Here is an 18,463-nt window from a genome sequence, read left to right as displayed (position 1 = left end):
ACCGATCTGACCCGTTTGTCAACACCCTGTCGACTTTGCTTGCCTTCCCTGAAGCCCTGCCGAGGCGTCTGCCCCGAAGGAAGAGGCGTATTCTACCGGCTTTTTTTCATTCGTCAAGCGATTAATTAAGTAATTATTCGTATTGTTATCTTCTTACTTTTTAGAAAAAATAAAATCAAAAGATAGCATGTATCAATTAACTTGCTATTTCTGCACATAAAGTTGAAGATTTATCTATGGATAACATATTTCCGATATGCTCAGCTTCCAAATTTTACCTTATAAAATCATAGCCGTTACTTCATACTGATCTGTAACTAGGAGATAAAATGAATAATAAGAAGTCTATTGAAACAGAAAGCAATATGCGACAGGAATTTATAAGTCAATTAAGCGAAGCGTTCCTTGCTACCAAAGGTTACGGCATCTATGCTTATTTAAACCCAGTAGATGTTAATGACTTGTTTAATCAGTATATTGATCTTGATATTTCCGCCAAAGATTTTGCTCGAAAATTTGTTAAATCAAAATAAGTTAAGGAGCCACCATACAAATCTGATAAAAAATAATCGATTAGCATTTAATCGCAAATCAACAGATCAACTACATTATTTGCAAATTTTGCAAACCATACTTCGCTATGGAAGCAATTTCCTCATCCTGATCATTAACAAATCTCTCTAACGCATGCCCTCGCTTCACTAGAATAAAGCGAACATAATCATTTTCATCGTTAACTAAAGCATCCAGCAGCGTTTTATCATCGCAGTATTTTGCCACTGTCGCACGAACACGCCAATTATCATCATTGACCAGTATTTCATGCCCCACCTTTTTGCGAGCTACCGCTGCTCTTACTAACGCAGATTCATCATTGATCAATGTATTTAAAGCAAAACATAAATCGATACATTCTAATTTGATATATTCATCAGGCTCTTTCAATATATCTTCTTCGCTGTAACTTCTACCTGAAATTGTCACTGTTTCATAGTTTGCCATTTTTTCGCCGCCATTAACCTCTGCACTGATTGCACATTTTATTTAAAATAGCCCCATAAATCATTAGTTTATAAGTTTTTTGTGAAAGAAATCACTTTTAATTCTGATCCAATTTTTTTAAGTCTTATTTTTATCATTTCTCTTTTGGATCATTTTTAATTACTAATAGTGAGGAGGTGTCTGATCAATGTTCTCTTCTGCATTTACAACATTTAACAGACTCTTAATGCGTTCATTAAGCAATTTGCAAGTTGATTCTAGTCGACTTATTTGCTGTTGGTGTTGACTAACTATTTTATTTAGCTCTTGAATAAGGTCCTCTTGATAAGCTACTTTTATTTCTAGTTCTATTATTCGATCTTTATGCATAATTTATTTATTGAAATTTCCTGATTGACATTGCAATTTTCTCCCAATTTATTTAATTCATGAGTTTTATTGCCGAGCTAGAATGAAAGACTTGTAACTTTTAATATGCATTAAATTACAATAACTTATTTATTCAAATGCAGAGTTAGAGAGATAATTTGCGTGGTTTAGCTTGCCTGAAAATTAACATTTTATTGAATTTATGGTCAAAAAATCACTCACTCAACCTCAAAATGACTTAATGTTTTAATCTTAATTTTTGAAATGTCCACTCTACTATTTCGACTTACAAATGTTCCCGAAGACGAAGCCGATGAAATTCGTGCATTATTACAATCAAACGGGATTGACTATTACGAGACATCTGCTGGAAACTGGGGCATATCCATGCCTGCACTCTGGCTGATAAAAGATGAAGATCTTGTCAAAGCCCGGCAATTGCTTGATGAATACCAGCATCAAAGACTGATCACCGAGCGTGAAAAATATCTGCAACTAAAAAAATCGGGAGTAAATGTCTCATTTATCAGCAGCATCAAAGAAAGGCCATTGCGATTTATCGTTTATTTAGGAGCCATCCTGTTTATTCTATATATCTCCGTTAAGATGATGTTTGAATTTGGCTTGAAATTCTAGCTTTTATCATTCTCATTTCGCCTGAACTTATTAAGCCTCTGCTTGAATTTCTCTTTATTGGAACAGTGATACAGTAAAATCAAAAGCATAGGCCAAACTAAAAGAAGCAGTAGTTTAAAAACAGTTCCAAAGCCCATAATCGCCACCTTACTTAGTAGGTCCGAAATCTAGTGCGTTGCGTGCTTCCCCATAAACCTATAAATTTTCAAATCAACAAATAAAAACCTAGACCCACCCATGTCAAGATTATCAACCACCAAGACAACCTCAATACTAATAAAGAACATGCCCGCCAATGCGTTTGATAAATATGTAGTTCCTGTATTTGCTGACTGTCTAGCTCCGCCAACCCTGCATATTGACTTGAAACTTTTTTAAGCTTTCCATTTAAGCATATAGCGCTACCTTTCTGTTGCTTTCTATACGGATCAATCCTTTTTCGAATACCTTGGACAATCAGTTTGATTTGGCTGGACAACCGGGCCTCCCTAATTTCTTTTACAGGTTCATCCTGAACTTTTCGCGATGGCTCTTGATAATTCTGTTTGATCATAATTTATTGATTTCCCATTCGCTTAATGAAAAAAACAATTTTTACAAAACGAAAATCATCAAAGCAAAGACAAAAGCTATAGTCCAAATGGAGAGTAAAAAACTCTTTTATTGGCAAGCCCTGCTGTTACTTGCTTCAACTCGACCGGTAATTCATACTTAATATGACCCGACCTTATGATTCTTCTGCATTGTCCGCGTAATGAACTTCTTTCTTCCAATGCCAATTCTTCGGTAATAAGCTCTTAAATTTTCGAGTAAAAACGCCGTATTCCGAACATTTCAACTCATAGTCACTTCGTCCATGAGTACACAATCGTTACTCATCCACCAACTCTTCATAAAACCTTTTTTCACACTCATTTCCTGCCTCCTTAGGCAATCGATACGGTTCCATTTGAATTGATTCAATCCGATATCCTAACATTACAACTTGTCCGTTATATCGCTCATTTCCGGTTGAAGAAAATTCAAACTGAAATAATCGGCACAAATGCATTTTCCCTGTTTTATCTCTTCTTAACTTGAGATCATTCAAAGCAATATAGTCATCTAACATTTGAACATCCATATCCAAGCAATGCTGCCTGGTCGCTTTAATCGCTATTGATTTTATCTGCTGGGCACTAGACCAGTACAGATAAGCCATGATTAATAAGCTGATTAAAACAATATCAATTTCCATGCGCTATGGACAGTTAAAGTTCCGGTATGTTGCGCTCATTATATGAAGATTTATCATAAACTATTGTTTTCTGGAGACATTATGAAACTCCCTATTACTGGTGGTTGTCTTTGTGGAGCTGTCAGGTATGAAATTTCAGCCAAGCCCATCAGCGGTTTTAATTGTCATTGCCGATCATGTCAAAAAGCGCTAGGCGCCCCTTATTTAGCGGCCCTGCTTGTGTCAGCGCCAGCTCTTAAGGTAACCGGCAACTATAAGGAATACGCAACTATTGCTGCCAGCGGCCATACTGTTTATCGAGCCTTCTGTCCCGAATGCGGGAGTACACTGTTCGGCAGAAACAGCGCTTTTACTGAATTACGACCAGTTACTGCGGCAACACTGGATGATCCAAGTATTTTTCAACCGCAACGGGATATCTGGGTAGCCGATGCTCAACCATGGGACTACATGAACCCTGATCTACCAAAATTTGACGGCAATCCATGGCATTAATCACTCATTCTATAAATTTACCAATTTTAGGCTTACCCACATCATTGCCGAGATAATTTATGACTTCTCAGCTTAATGTAATTGAAACATGGACTAAATCAACTGTTAAATATCTATCTTCACGGTTTAAAGGCATAGCTTGGGATGAAATCATATATCCGCTTTTATGAATCCCATCCTTAGGCAAGCGTGTTATTCAACAGAGATTCTAACAATTCAGGCCCAATAGTTATGGATAAGCCCGTGAAAACCCGAAAAACAGCAATTCAATAAAGCTTCGGGCCTTCACATATTTAAGACCAATTTCCACGGGTTTTACCTCGATCATAGTATTGAATAAGCGATCCCATATTGAAAATACGGCGCCATAGTTGCGATCATGTTCTTCTCGCCGAACTGAATGATGAGCCTTATGCAAATAAGGAACAATGATAAACTGGCCCAGCCATTTTTCGCCTGGAACTGAAATATCCATATGATGAAATATGACAAATACAGTAATAACAGCTTCACTGATGATCACTACGGCCTTATCCACGCCTAATACAATTATATAAAGTGCTTTTATGCCGGTAGTCAGCAACAACTCAACAAAATGCAAGCGAAATGCTGTTGAAGTATTAAAGAAGGGATCGCTATGATGCACTTTGTGAAACATCCAAAGGAAGTCAAAGGTATGATTAGCCTTATGCCAGAAATACAAAGTCAAATCGAGAAGCATGAATGACGCCACTATCTTAATAATGGGATTAGAAATCTGGCTCAGCAATCCTCCTGTAGAATACTGATCAGCAATAGTCAATAAAGAGCAAACCGACAAGAGCGACATCACTGCGCTATTGAAAATAAACAGAACGATGTTGGTTAAATAGCTTCGCCGAAAAGTTTTTAACGGCTTCTCACGGGTATAGAAGCTTTCAAATATCAACATGGCGATGAAAGCTATCAGAATCACAAGCAATTGTAGTTGCTCGTAGGTAATTTCAGGTAAGGACGATTGAACAATAGGAAATGAAAGTTCGGAAAAAAATTTTCGCAGCATCATATCCTCCTTATATTTTAAGTATGAATAAACTTACAATTTAAGAAAATTTGACGTCTTAACTAACAATTCACTTGATGCTCTAAAGCTGTACTAAAATTATTTACCCTTATAATTCAAAAGGTTAATATTACAAAAAACGCTTAATCTCTTCAATCCCTCTCTACGTTGCGTCATTAATATTATCATTCAATCTAGCAGGCGAACCTTAGTCGCGCCTTATGAGTGAACGGAAAACCTGAATAATTTTTATGCCTTATAGTCAAGATACTGAGGCGTAAAAAATGCCCCGCAAATTGACTGCCATTTCATGAAGTTTTCATAATTTGGCAGACAAGTTTTCTATATTCTGCCATTTATCAGTGATTTCTGAGATAAACAGATCTGTCGGCGATGGGTGATTCTGCAATTGATTATTGCTTTCTAAAGTCAACCGAAACAAGCTAGGGAAATTTTGAGCCTGATTTTATTGAACAACAATCACTCTAAGGCTCAAAACACTCATTAAGATAACGATATGATCAATTTGCGTTGATTTACCTAGGTATTTGCACCAATTCTACTGCTTCAGAAAATACGCTACATTTTGTCTCAGGAAAAAACTAGAACCTTTGCTTAAGCTTTGGAATTTTTCTACAAGTTCTGGCATTGATTCACTTCATCCAGATTATCTGCATGAAGATTTTTTCCGCTGTATTTGTCAGTTGTGCATAGTTAGGACGAAATTTATGAGAAAAGATAAAGACAACGATAAGGATATCGCTAAAGCAATACCAACCTCGTCGCTCCTGGGCATTGGGTTGATTGCTTTTGATGACTTGGATCGTTGGTTTGACAATCTACTTTCTTGCCGCTGGCCGCAACCGGACCGGAAATTTCCAATTTGGCTGGAAAGAGAATGCTCTCTAAGCCAAAATTTTTCAAGGATTGATATTATCGAGCACGATAATGAAATAAAAGTTCGAGCCGCCCAATCAAGCGTAAAGAAAGCAAATCCGGACGTTTCAATCAGCAATCAAACTGTCACTATCCGTGCATTTTCCAAGCAGGAAAATGAAACAAAAAACGAGGCTTATTACTGCCAAGCAATAAGCCGCGGTGAGTTTTTTCAACGGACTTTATCTTATCTACTCGTGTGGATGGCGAGAAAGCTAAAGCATCATGCAAGGATGACATACTTGACATTACCATACCCAAATCAGAACAAAATAAGCGCAGAAACATTGAAATTATGTGATGTCTGCTTACTTTGAGCTGCTTTTTTCGAAAAAACACTTTTTTTAATACTTTAGGATTCTTGAATTATGTCTACTAATACATCATCTACTACTTCTATTACTGGCACTGTTAAATGGTTTAATGCTGACAAAGGCTTCGGCTTTATTGAACAGGAAAAAGGCCCGGATGTTTTTGTCCATTACAGCAACATTAATAACCCGGGCTTTAAATCGCTCAATGATGGACAAAAAGTACAGTTCAACGTTACAAAAGGACAAAAAGGCCTTCAAGCTGAAAATGTAATTGTCATTTGATTTGTAGCGGGGTGCTTTTTATATCCGTTCCGCGTCCGATTTAATGGCGCTAATTTCATCGCCTGAAAGGAGGGTCTGGGTCAGATGGAGACAATAAGAAAAAAGCTTATTTATCGCACTCACCCCGACCCGCTCTAGTAGCGAAAGGCAATATCTTCTAGCTGAACGATAGAAAATAGGCGTTGTACCCTGAAGAGAAGATTATTTTATTTAATTCAACTGCGTTATAGGCAATTAATTGAATAGCAATAAAGCTTATCGGCTTTATCTTCTTCTCGAAGGGGGACTTTTATAAAGACGGCGTTGAATAGATCAACAATAATTATAAGCATCTGCCAATTCCAATAACCGAAGCCCATCGTAAAAGGATTCCTTAACATTTGAAAAAATGGAGTGAAAATGACCCGATCACAATTCATAGGAGTCCCCATTGAGTTAGATGTAGATTTGCATGATGGGGAAGAATTTCTGGGGCGATTCAAAACCAGCGCAATCAGCTTCAATGAAATCAAGCTTGCCACCAGAGAAAAGGTACTAGGCGGTCGCCATTGCGTTGACATTACTTTTACGATTAATCACGGCATCAATAAATATTTCAGGATGAAAGGCATACTTTCACATCAACCGGAAAACAGTTTAAAACTGTCTTTTTCTCGCTCTTATCTGAAATATTTTGAGGCAATTAACCAATTGCTGATGACTATTGACGAACCGGATGCGCAACCGGTCATAGAGCCAACCAGAAACTTTGATGTGTGCAAAGACTGCACAACCTATTCATCCTGCCTTATGTCCAGTTTGGAAGCCTCCGATCGCCAACAACTGCAAAGCATCATTTCTCAACAATATTATCTGGACAGCGGCCAACATATCTTTCATGCAGAACAGCCATTTCGATACCTGTATCTGGTCCGTTCCGGCACGATCAAATCCTGGTGTGTTTTCGGAGATGGTCACGAACACATCATTCAATTCCATTTTCCTGGCGATATCATAGGATTAAGCGCGATCAGTTCCGGTTTTTATGACTGTAACGCGACAACGCTGAATACCTGCAGTCTTTGTAAAATACCGTTTGATCAATATCAAAAGCTGGCTGACAACGCCCCTTCACTCGGCCATCAATTTGTCAAGCTGATGAGCCGTGAAATCGTTCAGAACAAGCATTTGATGGAATTGCGGGGCAATAGAAGCGCGCCCGCACGCCTCGCCATTTTTTTGAATGATCTGTCTCGAAATCTCAGCGAGCGCGGATTCTCCGCAAACTCTTTCAATTTGCCTATGAGCCGGCGTGACATAGCTGATTATCTTGGCCTCGCTGAAGAAACGGTAAGCCGGGCTTTTAGTCAACTTCAGGATGAAGGGCTGCTGGACGTCCAGCGCAAATATATCCGCATACTCAACAATAACAATGATATGAAAAGCTTCAATGTCCAATAGCCGCTCCACAATAAGGTATTAACTGCATACTCCTCATCCTGTTTTGGCCGATTCTTTAAAGATATATGCCTGGAGCAGTTCTTACTTAACTATTGGGTTAAATATCGCTCAACTGAGCTGAATCAGCGTATAAATTCTAACGAAAAGCATAATTAATTTAGAATTTTTGCCCGCATACCGGTTCTAATCTTCAACTTAGAATAAATTTGCCACTAGCAATGAGGTACGGAGCAACTATGAAAAAACAGTTTTTCATATATTCCCTGGCAATTGCTCTAATGACGGCAATATCAGCTCATTTACAGGCAATAGATGCATGGGCTCAAGTTCCTACGAGCAATAACCCTCTGCCGGAAATGCTAAAAAAAGTTATTCCGGCTGTCGTCAATATCTCCACTCGTACACGATTCAGTCAAAGAGAAAATCCTTTATTGAGAGACCCTTCCTATCGTCATTTATATGACAAGTCAAACAAAGCGCTGGAATGGGAAGTCCAAAATCTTGGATCAGGCGTTATCATCGATGCCAGCAAAGGCTATGTCATTACTAATCATCACGTTATTGACAAGGCCGACCAAATAACAGTGACATTGCAAGATAACCGAAGCTATAACGCGACTGTGGTAGGCAGCGACCCAAACACAGAAGTCGCCTTGATTAAAATCAAATCCGACAAATTAGTCGCGCTTCCCCAGGGTAATTCTGATGTATTGCAGGTGGGCGATATCGTCGTTGCGATAGGCAGCCCTTTCGGCCTTGGCCAGACAGTCACCTCCGGCATAATCAGCGCCTTGGGCCGCTCCAGCCTGGGCCTGGAAGGCTATGAGGACTTTATTCAAACTGACGCATCAATCAATCCCGGAAATTCCGGCGGCGCTCTGGTTAATTTGCAAGGCGAATTGATCGGCATCAATACAGCCATAGTCGGCCCTAATGGCAGCAATGTCGGTATTGGCTTCGCGATTCCTATTAACACGGCTTATCACGTTGTCAATCAAATCATCCAATACGGCAATATTGAGCGAGGCCAGCTAGGGATTCAAATTCAAAGCCTCACCCCGAGCCTGGCTCGGATGTTTAATATTGATCGACAGGAAGGCGCTGTTATTTCGGGTATTGTTCCCGGCTCCCCGGCCGATAAAGCGGGGTTGAGAAAAGGGGATATCGTCATTGCCATTAACGGTCAACCGGTGGATACCTCAACCAAGCTGAGCAACAGCATTGCATTAATGCGAGTGGGCGATAAGGTCATTCTTCATATCTTCCGCCAAGGCGAAGAAAAAACCATAGAAGCCCGAATAGCAAAACCCAATAATAAAACGAAACTTGTTGATCAATATTAGGCCTTTTCCTGACCAGACTTACGCACAAGTTGGTTTAAAAATACTAAGGAATCCGGTTATGAAAATAATAGAGCAACGGTCCATGAATATAAACCAATACATTGAATCAATGAGTGAAGTTCGGAAAAGCTTTCTATTGATAGCCTGCATTTGGTTTATTTTTATGATAGCGAGCGGGGGGCGCATGCCGCTTACCGCTCTACTGATTCAGCATAATCGATTTTTTGCGCTCTTTACCCTGTTCCTGGGCAGCGCCATGGATGCGGTTCTAATAGTGGAACTGCTGCGATCGGCATTCTCGAGGACCCGGATATGGAGCGACATCAAACACTTCAGCATTATTGTCATTGTCTGGTTGATTTTGTTGCCGTTGTCGGTTCATGTACTGCTATTGCACGCCAAGCCCAGCCTTGGCAGATCATCCGGTACTCTACCGGGTTCAAGCCAGAATACCGGTATCTATTTTGTAGCCCAGCCACACAGCAGCTATTTCTGTCATTCATACTTTATCTGAGCAGGTGAATAATCATGCAAATCCCACTACAGATTACCTTTCGCGGCATACCTCATTCTGATGCCGTAGAAGCCAGAATCCGCGAGAAAGTAGCCAAACTGGATAGGTTCCATAACCATATCATGAGCTGCCGGGTTGCCGTAGAGTCAGAACACCAGCACCATCACCAGGGCAATCAATACCATATTCGTATCGATATCACGACTCCCCGAAAAGAGCTGGTCATCAGCCGGGAACATCACGATAAGCAAGCCCATGAAGACATTTATGTTGCCATACGGGATGCTTTCAAGGCGGCTGTAAGGCAACTCGAGGACTATGCCCGTGTTCAGCGTGGTGAAGTCAAAACTCATGGCCTGCAGAAAACAGGAACGGTAGCGCGCTTGCTGCCGGAGCAGGATCATGGCTTTATCGAGACAGTAGACGGCCGTGAAATTTATTTCCATAGAAACAGTGTTGTGGGCGAATTTGATCAGTTAGAGTTAGGCAGCCCAGTTCGCTATGTATTAGAAGAAGACGATATCGGCCCTCGAGCCAGCAGTGTTTATCCGTAAATTCCTGTTATTGAACAACCTCCCCTTTTGATCTGATCGGCAGAAATATTTTTAAACAGCCGATCAGATCCTCCTTCTTGGCATCTGGCAGTAGCTTATTAAAAATAGGCTTTCTATCTTAACTACTTAACTTTTGAGCTCTTGCCCATCATCTTTACCAACTCGTCATCGTAGAATCTGATCGTCTTGTCTGCTAGTGTAAAAAACTCCGCAGTTTTCATATAAGACAATGCATGGACGCATGCATAAACCCGAAGCAAAATAATTAAACTATGTTAAATGACTTATTTTTTATGCGCCATATCCCGCATTTTTATTTAATGTCCTCAGTACATCGACTCTCCAGTAAAGGCAAGCGCTGAAAATCAGGGCATATCACACAAAAAACTATTACATTGGCTAAATGCCCAAGCCGTTTTTTGAAAGTTTCTATTTTTATCATGTGAAAGCGGCCGCTTCTCTACATGCACCAGAGACGTTGCAATCTCGGGATGCTAATCAGTAAAAATCATACAGTTAGAGATTATTACAATCCATTCAGTTAAGAACCGCCTTCTCCTAAACACCAGCAATCCTTATGGCACGTTTTGTGCTTTTATATTGAAGTACTTTAAACACAAGGCTGACGGAGCGATTCGGTACTTCTGCCTTTCACTAAAAATACTATTAACAACAATAAAATGTCCTCGGAGGACTTCAATGCTAAGCTCGACACAATTTAAAAAACTGGCCCTTTGCTCAATGACAACCGCTATATTGGCAGCCAGCCAAAGCGGCTTTGCCCATACGCGGCTGCAGACTTCGACCATTCTGGAAAACACCCGAGTCTACAATAATGTAGTGATTGGACACGGTTGCGGTGAGGCGCCAGTGATGGGCACGAGCGTAGTATTTCCCGACTCAACCGCTACCGTTACTTCCAAGCCGGCTGGAGCGGCTGCCAATGTTGAACCTGAGGCTGCCGGCCCCGTAACGGACTGGATTGAAGGCGCCGGAGAAGGTTATGCCAAGAAAGTCTATAGCAAAGAAGTCTTTTCAGCCGAAGGCCAGAAAACTAATCCACAAACAACTAATCCGGTTGGCTTCTGGACAGGCGGCGGCGCTCTGCCGGCTCATAACTATGTTGGACTGGTTCCCTTCAAGACTGACGCCATCAAGATCAAAGCTGCATCTTGCGCCAAGACCGTCACTTTCGTAGTGCCTGTCGCCGATGTTTGTAAACTGACCAATGTTGCCGGATTCAGCGACCAAACCGTTAACCTGTGGTCGCCTATGGTTGGTTCTAATTTCGACGGTACAGCGGAACATACACCGGCTACGCTGAAAGTGGTCAGAAACATAGAAGGAGCTCCAGCTACTGCAACTACTGCAACTACTGCAAAAGTTGATCCTAATCCCCTGCCGGCAGATTGCGGTGCAGGATTAGACATCACCATTACACCCACTGCCGACCAGCTTAACCGCGATATGCCGGCTATAGATAACGGCGCGCAAGTATGGCCTGTGCAATAAGGCTGTTTGAGTAACATCCTGTTACCTGCAACCGTACGGCTCAGTTCCTTTATTGCAAGAGCGGTCTGAGCTTTTACCAATCTACGGCGGTGGACATCGCCGTAGATTTTCATTTTAAAGTAAGGCACTGCCCTCCTTTAAAATGCATTGAACTTTTTTCCTCATTTATCCCTAACGAGGAAAAGAGCCGGGTCCTGCGGCCCATTACCCAAATTGGCAGCAAGTACAGGTGCTTTATGATTTTATTCCAGTGCTTCAGGCTTTTTATATAATTAGGCATTTGCTCTTTGACGAATAGAGCGCTGTAATGTTTGCCATATTGTGCGAGAGGCTGCCTTGAATTCAACCAAAACCTGGATAACCTGTTTGTTCTTGCTGATTCCCGGAATATTATCAGCCGCCGGGAACATCAATAAGCTCGAAGAACAAAACATCCGGGTAATCATGACCGAAGACGCAGGGGCCAAGTTGCAACTGGAAGTCAGGCAAGCGCCATTGGCACAGGTGCTTAACCGTATCTCAAACCAAACAGGCGTGCGCATAAATTACTCGGTTCTGCCCGAGGGACTGGTGACAGCGACCTGTGTGGGGCCAACCGTAAAACAGGTTTTGGAATGCCTGCTGGCTCGAAAAGCCGATCTTATTTTCCGATACGCATCCCAAACAGCAAAAACCGACTCGCCCAGACAGCCCGCCGAAGCCTGGATTCTCGGAGCGAAATTCGACGCAAACCGGACCAATCCCGAGACGTGCTTATCCACTGAAACTCAGCAACAAACAATGCTGAAAATGAATGAGACTAAAACGCATGCCTTCCAAATCGAACCCGGGCCGGATAAAACCGATGAGCTGGTTAAAATGGCAAAGTCAAAAAATCCGGCGGAGCGGGCAGAAGCTGTCGGGCGTCTGATGGCTGCCGGACGGAAAGGCGACGCCTCCGTCAAAGTAGCGCTGGAAACGGCGCTCACAGATGAAGATGCAACAGTAAGAGTGCGGGCTCTTACCAGCTTATCGTATCGGGAGGGCGCCGGAGCGGCCGCCGCAGTGCGGGAAGCGATTCACGATAAGGACGAAAGGGTGCGGCTAACAGCCGTCGACCGGGCAGGAGACGATGCCGCGCTGCTCCAGCAGGCATTGACTGACGAGGCGGAAATGGTGCGTAAACTGGCCGCAATAAAACTGGAATCGATCTCGAAAACAAATGTTTCTCAGTGATTATCCTAATAAACGGCCCTGCTCTTTTCTGAAAACCATGCCCAAACAAACCCATAGTGTGTGCAGGAAAATCACATAGGAGAAGAGAAACAAAATAGGTTAGAATCGTCTGTTTACCCATGCCTTTCTATTTTTTAAGAAACGATGGGCTATTAAAAACAGAAATGTTTATTTTGAAACAACTGCATTAATCTGCTAAGTCAAAAATAAACTGTTAATAAATGAAAAGAACTACCGACAATCATAAACTTTAGTTGGCGGCTGTTGATAGTAGATCACTGGCATTAACATTTCTTTTTTCAATAAGAAATGGATTAAAGGGGCAAAAAGATAAATTCCGGTTGCCCAAATTAATAGATCGGTGACGAAATGAGCAGCACTCGCTAAATTAATTTTCCGCTAGCAGCTTGGCGGCACGAGGAGGATATATGAAATTTGCGTCTTTAAAAAAAGCTTTTATAACGGCATCAATTCTGGCCGCTGCCGGCCACATGGATCTCGCTTTGGCTCATGAATATACGGGTATAACAATAGGTGCGGGTACCGTTGATTCAGGCGCATCCGACCTGGCTGTCGTCAATTGTGCTCCGGGTACGGATTATTTTGAAGCCCAGGTCAAAGACAGAACCGACCCGGTGCCAGGATTAATGGTTAATCTCCATATTGTTAACGGCACTCAAATGACGACCATTGCGGATACCGTATCTGGAGATGCAAATTACACCCCTTTTATCAAAGTTAGAGGCGGCGCAGGCATTTACTACGTAGCAGTCACTACAACTACTGTAGGGACAAGAGTATTCGATCTAAACTACCATTGCATGGCTGATAGCGGAGATCATCCTGATACGGATATCTCAGTGCTGCAAGCCCAATAATTGCTAAATTCGGCGGCCCCTTGCCCGACCGCTGGCGCCGCCTTAAATCATTCATTGCCTGAATGAGCAATTGTCCCAACGCCTATAAAGCAAAAATCAACAGATGAACCAGCGGATATTCACCTTACTCTGCGCCATGCTGGCGCTCGGTCCAGTTCAAAAGGCAATCGCGGCCGAAGCCGGCAGCAAGGCGCCTGACTGCACCTTAGCATCGATCGGCGACGGTAAAAGTTACAACTTGCAGCAATTTCAAGGCAAGGTCCTTTACATCGATTTCTGGGCCTCCTGGTGCCCGCCCTGCCTAAAATCCTTTCCGTTTCTGAACGAACTGGAACATGATCTCAAGGATAAAGGCCTGCAAGTCATAGCCATCAATATGGACGAGTCGGCCGAAGATGCCAAGGCGTTTCTGGCTAAAACCCCGGCACAGTTCATCGTAGCGGCCGATTCAAACGAGCAGTGCGCCAGGAGTTTCGATGTCAAGGCCATGCCCTCCTCCTACCTGATCGACCGCAACGGCGTCATTCGTCATGTCCAGTTGGGTTTCCGGCAAGGAGAAGCCGAAGAGCTTCGAACACTGGCAGAACAGTTGCTGGCGGAAAGCTCCGAGAAGAAATAACGAAGGCAGCCACCAATAAACTGCCTTCATTGCGGGCCGCCCTATCGTCTTCTATATCCTCGGGTATCGCGGTGTAGCTGAATATAAACCCTGACTGTGCTTTATGAACTGGCGGCAGTGTGGTTTGTAAAGTTTGATCAGCTGTACCGATCTGATGAGAAACAATAAATGAAAATAATAAAACAAGCGCTGCCAGCGCTATTTCTCGCTACGTGCGCCAGCGTGTCGGGCTGTGCACAGGTGGCGCCGTGGGAGCGCGGCAATCTGGCCAAACCGCACATGGCGCTGGATCCTTACCCCTTGCAAAGCGCATTCCGGGCTCACATATACGGCAGCCGTGAGGCCGCATCAGGCAGCGGCTCCGCTGAGGGAGGCGGCTGTGGCTGTTATTAACCCCAAATCGACCAGGAACGCGTGCAAAAAGCAGCGCAAACCGTCATCCATAAACGCTTCGTTACAGGCATTGACCGCCGCGGCCCTGGCCTTGCCGGGCCTGATGCCCGCATCAACCTCCGCCGCCGAGGAAGAAGCCAGCTTTCAATACGGCCACTACCAGGAAGGCAGGCGTGATCTTGCCGGCGTGAACAGCCGCTTCAATCCTATCGAGGTAGACACCATTCAAGGCAGCGGCAAAATCAAACTGTCCGACCGGATCAAGTTCGCATTCGACTATCTCCAGGACACCTGGAGCGGCGCCACGCCGGTTGCGACCGCGCCGCTGTCTTTCGGCGGCAATAGAGAAGGCGGCATAATCGCCGGAGCAACGCCCTTTCTGCAAAACAACACGGTCTACTTTGACAAGCAACTGAATCCGCTCAAACGGGATCCATCAACCGGCCAGTTCACAAAAGACACGCAATTAGTTCATACGCTTTCCACCGCCTCGCCGGAAACCCGCAAGCAGGGAAACTTCAAGCTGGGTTATGAATGGGATGAGGCGGCGCTGGACGTGGGCGGCGGCATTTCCACGGAGAGAGATTATGAATCCCGGTTCGGCAGCCTGGCAGGACGTCTGGACTTCAACCAGAAGCGGACCAGCCTGAACCTGGGATTGAGCTATACCAACAGCGACACCAACGCCATACTCGACCACGATGCCACGCCCTACATTTACGATACAGCCGCGGGTTTGCGCGCCTACAACAGCACCTCCACCAACAGCCAGATCGAACTCGAAGGCGGCAACAAAGTTCTGACCGGCAACCGGCAGGACTGGGCCACGACACTTGGCCTGACCCAGGTGCTGAACAAGAATGCCCTGATTGAAACCGGCATAGGCTATACGCGCAGCACCGGCTATTTGGCCAATCCTTATAAAGCCGTGGAAACCGCCTTCATCAATCCCGGACAAACGGGCGACGTATTGAGCGGGCTCGCCATCGGCCTGCTGGAAAAACGGCCCGATGACCGTGATCAATTGACCGCCAATATGCGTTATGTCCAGTACATTGAAGGCCTGGATGCGGCGGTGCATCTCGATTACCGCTTTTTTCACGACGACTGGGGCATCAACGCCCACACTTTCGAAGCCGATTGGAGCCAGCCGCTGGGCAACGGCTGGACCGTTACGCCCAGGATACGCTATTACTCGCAGGACGCCGCCGACTTCTATACGCCCTACCTGGTCTCCCAGCAGGCCTACAGCCGCCCCGCCGTCGATGCGAACGGCAACAGGATTCTGCTGAATGCCAACGCGCCGAACACGGGGCTGGAATATGTTTACGACGCCGGCACCGGCAGTTACGTCGACCAGAACGGCGGGCGGGTTCCTGAATCCCAGTTTAACCCGATACCCAAGACCGCCTATTTTGATCCTAAAAAGCTGCCCGCCCATTACAGCAGCGACCAGCGCCTGTCGGGCTATGGCGCATTAAGCGGCGGCATCACCGTCAGTAAGCAATTCGCCAAAGGCATCAGCCTTGAGGCAGGCGCCGAATACTATACGCACGCCGGCTCACTGAAGCTGGGCGGCGGCGGCGAAGGCGCCTATGCGGATTTCGATTTTTACATGGTCAACGCGGCGCTGAAAGTGGATCTGTCGGCGCTTTCCCTGTCTGGCGGCGAACATGCCCACCATCATCATGGCGGCCACAATGGCGGCCACGCGCCGGCCGGCGTCATGTTCGACCACATGCTGAGCAAATCCGGCGACTTCATGGTGGGCTACCGTTACATGTACGGCACACAGGCCGGCGATATGCTGCACGGCTCAAGCGAAATCAGCGATCAGACCATCGTCAGCAACGGCTGCGAAGGCAATCCCTGTTTTCTTGCCCCCAGCGGCATGAACATGCATATGCACATGCTCGATATCATGTATGCGCCGACCGACTGGCTGAACCTGATGCTCATGCCCCAGTTCGTCGCCATGGACATGAGCATGCGCAGGCTGGACGGGGCGCCTGTACCCGCTACCGAAACTCAGCGCGAGCTCATCACGCATCACACCCTGCACAAAAGCGAGACAGGCGGCGTCGGCGATACGGGCCTGTATGCCATGTTCAAACTCTTCGACAGGCCTAATCATCACCTGCATGCGACCCTGGGTCTCAGCGCGCCGACCGGCGATGTCGGCATCAGGCTCAGGGACACTCACCGCATAGAAGCCGGCTTTATCCATTACGGCATGCAGCTGGGCAGCGGCACCTGGGATTTCAAGCCGAGCCTCACTTACACGGGCCAGATGGACAAGTGGTCCTGGGGCGCACAGCTTAGCGGCACCAAGCGCCTTGAGGACAAGAATGATTCGGGCTTCGCATTCGGCGACATCTTCCAGTCCACGGCCTGGGGCAGCTACAGCCTGCTGAACTGGCTCTCGGCATCGGTACGCGGCGTGTATACCATTCAAGGATCGATCCGGGGCGGATACAATGGCGTATTCAATCCGCTGGGACCGATGGATTACCCTTCCAGCTATGGCGGTCGGTACTGGGATGTCGGCTTCGGCCTCAACGCCGCCGTGCCCAGCGGCAGTCTTGCCGGCAACCGGCTCGGCGTCGAGTGGCTCCAGCCTGTGCATGATGACGTCAACGGCTATCAGCTGCCGCGCGACGGCGCGCTGTCCGCCACCTGGAGCTATGCATTCTAATCCGGGCTATCCAGCGCCTTGGCCAGCATGAAATTTCATCACTGCACATTCAAGGCCATGGGCACGCCATGCGACATCCAGCTCTACGCCAAAACGCAGGCGAAGGCAGAAGAGGTTGCGAATGCGGCCATCGCCGACGTCCGACGACTGGAAGCGCGTTATTCGCGCTACCGGGATGACAGTTTTCTGTCCGCGATCAACCGCGCGGCAGCCGCGGGCGGCTGCATTAAGGTCGACGAAGAGACGGCCGGACTGTTGAATTATGCGGCGACCTGCTATGGCCAGAGCGACGGCCTGTTCGACATCACCTCCGGCATTCTGCGCCGCGCCTGGCGCTTTGATCAGGACAGGCTGCCGGACCCGGCGCAGATTCAGGGACTGCTCGAAAAAGTGGGCTGGCACAAACTGCGCTGGAATCCTCCGGTGCTCGAATTCCCGATCCCGGGCATGGAAATCGATTTCGGCGGCATCGTCAAGGAATATGCGGTCGACCGTGCGGCGGCGCTATGCCAGGGCGCCGGCATCCGACATGGCGTAATCAACCTGGGCGGCGACATCAAAGTCATCGGCCCTCGCGTCGACGGCAGTCCGTGGCGCATCGGCATACGCGACCCTCGGCATAAGGAAGCCGTCATGCAGACGATTTTGCTGCGGGAAGGCGCGTTGGCCAGCAGCGGCGATTACGAGCGCTGCCTCATCGTGGATGGCGTTCGCTACGGCCATATACTCAATCCCAAGACCGGCTGGCCGGTACGCTATTTGACCGCCGTCAGCGTGGTTGCCGATTTCTGCGTCGTCGCCGGCAGCGCCTCGACTATCGCCATGCTCAAGGAAGAGGATGGGCCTGCCTGGCTGGATAACCTGGGCCTGCCGCATTTGTGGGTGGATGCGCAAGGCAAATCCGGCGGATCGATTGAGATAAGCAACGACCTCTGAACAGCTTGAACAGCAGGACTTTTATCGGCTGGATGACCATCAGGCTTTGAC

Annotated in this window: 21 protein-coding genes; 16 read left to right on the top strand and 5 right to left on the bottom strand. The window is 45.9% G+C overall.

Annotation, left to right across the window (positions count from 1 at the left end; translation table 11 throughout):
* The first annotated feature begins 329 nt into the window (after positions 1–329).
* Complete coding sequence (locus tag V2P20_RS08325; protein ID WP_194970496.1) at positions 330–533, top strand: hypothetical protein; 204 nt, start codon at positions 330–332, stop codon at positions 531–533.
* 70 nt (positions 534–603) lie between these two features.
* Here V2P20_RS08325 and V2P20_RS08320 read toward each other — a convergent pair whose 3' ends face one another.
* The gene (locus V2P20_RS08320) at positions 604–1,002 is read right to left on the bottom strand and encodes a HEAT repeat domain-containing protein (protein WP_331817760.1); all 399 of its coding nucleotides are present in this window, start codon (positions 1,000–1,002) and stop codon (positions 604–606) included.
* A gap of 162 nt (positions 1,003–1,164) precedes the next feature.
* Entirely contained in the window at positions 1,165–1,371 is a 207-nt protein-coding gene (locus tag V2P20_RS08315) for a SlyX family protein (protein ID WP_331817759.1), read from the bottom strand.
* A gap of 264 nt (positions 1,372–1,635) precedes the next feature.
* On the opposite strand from V2P20_RS08315, the gene V2P20_RS08310 reads away from it, so the two are divergent.
* Positions 1,636–2,007, top strand: a complete 372-nt coding sequence (locus tag V2P20_RS08310) for a DUF6164 family protein (protein WP_331817758.1) — start codon at positions 1,636–1,638, stop codon at positions 2,005–2,007.
* A gap of 205 nt (positions 2,008–2,212) precedes the next feature.
* Here the strand turns inward: V2P20_RS08310 and V2P20_RS08305 are convergent, their stop codons facing one another.
* Positions 2,213–2,560 (bottom strand): DUF2956 family protein, encoded by a 348-nt coding sequence (locus V2P20_RS08305; protein ID WP_331817757.1) that lies wholly within the window; start codon positions 2,558–2,560, stop codon positions 2,213–2,215.
* Positions 2,561–2,878: 318 nt separating this feature from the next.
* A complete protein-coding gene (locus V2P20_RS08300; RefSeq protein WP_331817756.1) occupies positions 2,879–3,244 on the bottom strand; it encodes a DUF3301 domain-containing protein in 366 nt (121 codons plus the stop codon).
* Between the two features lie 81 nt (positions 3,245–3,325).
* Here V2P20_RS08300 and V2P20_RS08295 point away from each other — a divergent pair, with 81 nt between their 5' ends.
* Positions 3,326–3,739 (top strand): GFA family protein, encoded by a 414-nt coding sequence (locus V2P20_RS08295; protein WP_331817755.1) that lies wholly within the window; start codon positions 3,326–3,328, stop codon positions 3,737–3,739.
* A gap of 229 nt (positions 3,740–3,968) precedes the next feature.
* Here V2P20_RS08295 and V2P20_RS08290 read toward each other — a convergent pair whose 3' ends face one another.
* The gene (locus V2P20_RS08290) at positions 3,969–4,784 is read right to left on the bottom strand and encodes a sterol desaturase family protein (protein WP_331817754.1); all 816 of its coding nucleotides are present in this window, start codon (positions 4,782–4,784) and stop codon (positions 3,969–3,971) included.
* 725 nt (positions 4,785–5,509) lie between these two features.
* On the opposite strand from V2P20_RS08290, the gene V2P20_RS08285 reads away from it, so the two are divergent.
* The 13 genes from V2P20_RS08285 to V2P20_RS08225 all read left to right on the top strand — a co-directional run bounded on the left by V2P20_RS08285 (position 5,510) and on the right by V2P20_RS08225 (position 18,412).
* Complete coding sequence (locus V2P20_RS08285; protein ID WP_331817753.1) at positions 5,510–6,034, top strand: Hsp20/alpha crystallin family protein; 525 nt, start codon at positions 5,510–5,512, stop codon at positions 6,032–6,034.
* A 51-nt stretch (positions 6,035–6,085) separates the two neighbouring features.
* The gene (locus tag V2P20_RS08280) at positions 6,086–6,313 is read left to right on the top strand and encodes a cold-shock protein (RefSeq protein WP_194970503.1); all 228 of its coding nucleotides are present in this window, start codon (positions 6,086–6,088) and stop codon (positions 6,311–6,313) included.
* A gap of 399 nt (positions 6,314–6,712) precedes the next feature.
* Positions 6,713–7,753 carry a helix-turn-helix domain-containing protein gene (locus tag V2P20_RS08275; protein ID WP_228779127.1) on the top strand — a complete coding sequence of 347 codons (1,041 nt, stop codon included), beginning with the start codon at positions 6,713–6,715 and terminating at the stop codon, positions 7,751–7,753.
* A 236-nt stretch (positions 7,754–7,989) separates the two neighbouring features.
* Positions 7,990–9,096, top strand: coding sequence for a Do family serine endopeptidase (locus tag V2P20_RS08270; protein ID WP_331817752.1), 1,107 nt, complete (start codon positions 7,990–7,992; stop codon positions 9,094–9,096).
* 163 nt (positions 9,097–9,259) lie between these two features.
* Positions 9,260–9,610, top strand: a complete 351-nt coding sequence (locus V2P20_RS08265) for a hypothetical protein (protein WP_331817751.1) — start codon at positions 9,260–9,262, stop codon at positions 9,608–9,610.
* 14 nt (positions 9,611–9,624) lie between these two features.
* Positions 9,625–10,164, top strand: a complete 540-nt coding sequence (locus tag V2P20_RS08260; protein ID WP_331817750.1) for an HPF/RaiA family ribosome-associated protein — start codon at positions 9,625–9,627, stop codon at positions 10,162–10,164.
* Between the two features lie 741 nt (positions 10,165–10,905).
* Positions 10,906–11,676 carry a hypothetical protein gene (locus V2P20_RS08255; RefSeq protein ID WP_331817749.1) on the top strand — a complete coding sequence of 257 codons (771 nt, stop codon included), beginning with the start codon at positions 10,906–10,908 and terminating at the stop codon, positions 11,674–11,676.
* Between the two features lie 336 nt (positions 11,677–12,012).
* Positions 12,013–12,891: a HEAT repeat domain-containing protein gene (locus tag V2P20_RS08250; protein ID WP_331817748.1), complete on the top strand. Its 879-nt coding sequence runs from the start codon at positions 12,013–12,015 to the stop codon at positions 12,889–12,891.
* A 428-nt stretch (positions 12,892–13,319) separates the two neighbouring features.
* Positions 13,320–13,769, top strand: coding sequence for a hypothetical protein (locus tag V2P20_RS08245; protein WP_331817747.1), 450 nt, complete (start codon positions 13,320–13,322; stop codon positions 13,767–13,769).
* A 103-nt stretch (positions 13,770–13,872) separates the two neighbouring features.
* Positions 13,873–14,388 (top strand): TlpA disulfide reductase family protein, encoded by a 516-nt coding sequence (locus V2P20_RS08240; protein WP_331817746.1) that lies wholly within the window; start codon positions 13,873–13,875, stop codon positions 14,386–14,388.
* Positions 14,389–14,556: 168 nt separating this feature from the next.
* Positions 14,557–14,781 (top strand): DUF4266 domain-containing protein, encoded by a 225-nt coding sequence (locus V2P20_RS08235; RefSeq protein WP_331817745.1) that lies wholly within the window; start codon positions 14,557–14,559, stop codon positions 14,779–14,781.
* Entirely contained in the window at positions 14,768–17,476 is a 2,709-nt protein-coding gene (locus V2P20_RS08230; protein ID WP_331817744.1) for a DUF3570 domain-containing protein, read from the top strand. The genes V2P20_RS08235 and V2P20_RS08230 overlap by 14 nt, the downstream gene beginning before the upstream one ends.
* 27 nt (positions 17,477–17,503) lie before the next feature.
* Entirely contained in the window at positions 17,504–18,412 is a 909-nt protein-coding gene (locus V2P20_RS08225) for an FAD:protein FMN transferase (RefSeq protein ID WP_331817743.1), read from the top strand.
* The last annotated feature ends 51 nt before the right edge of the window (positions 18,413–18,463 follow it).

Origin of the sequence: Methylobacter sp. Wu1, from assembly GCF_036553575.1 — a bacterium.
Classification (GTDB): Bacteria; Pseudomonadota; Gammaproteobacteria; order Methylococcales; family Methylomonadaceae; genus Methylobacter.
Note: the sequence above shows the minus strand (reverse complement) of the source record. Positions and strands in the feature narration are given on the sequence as shown.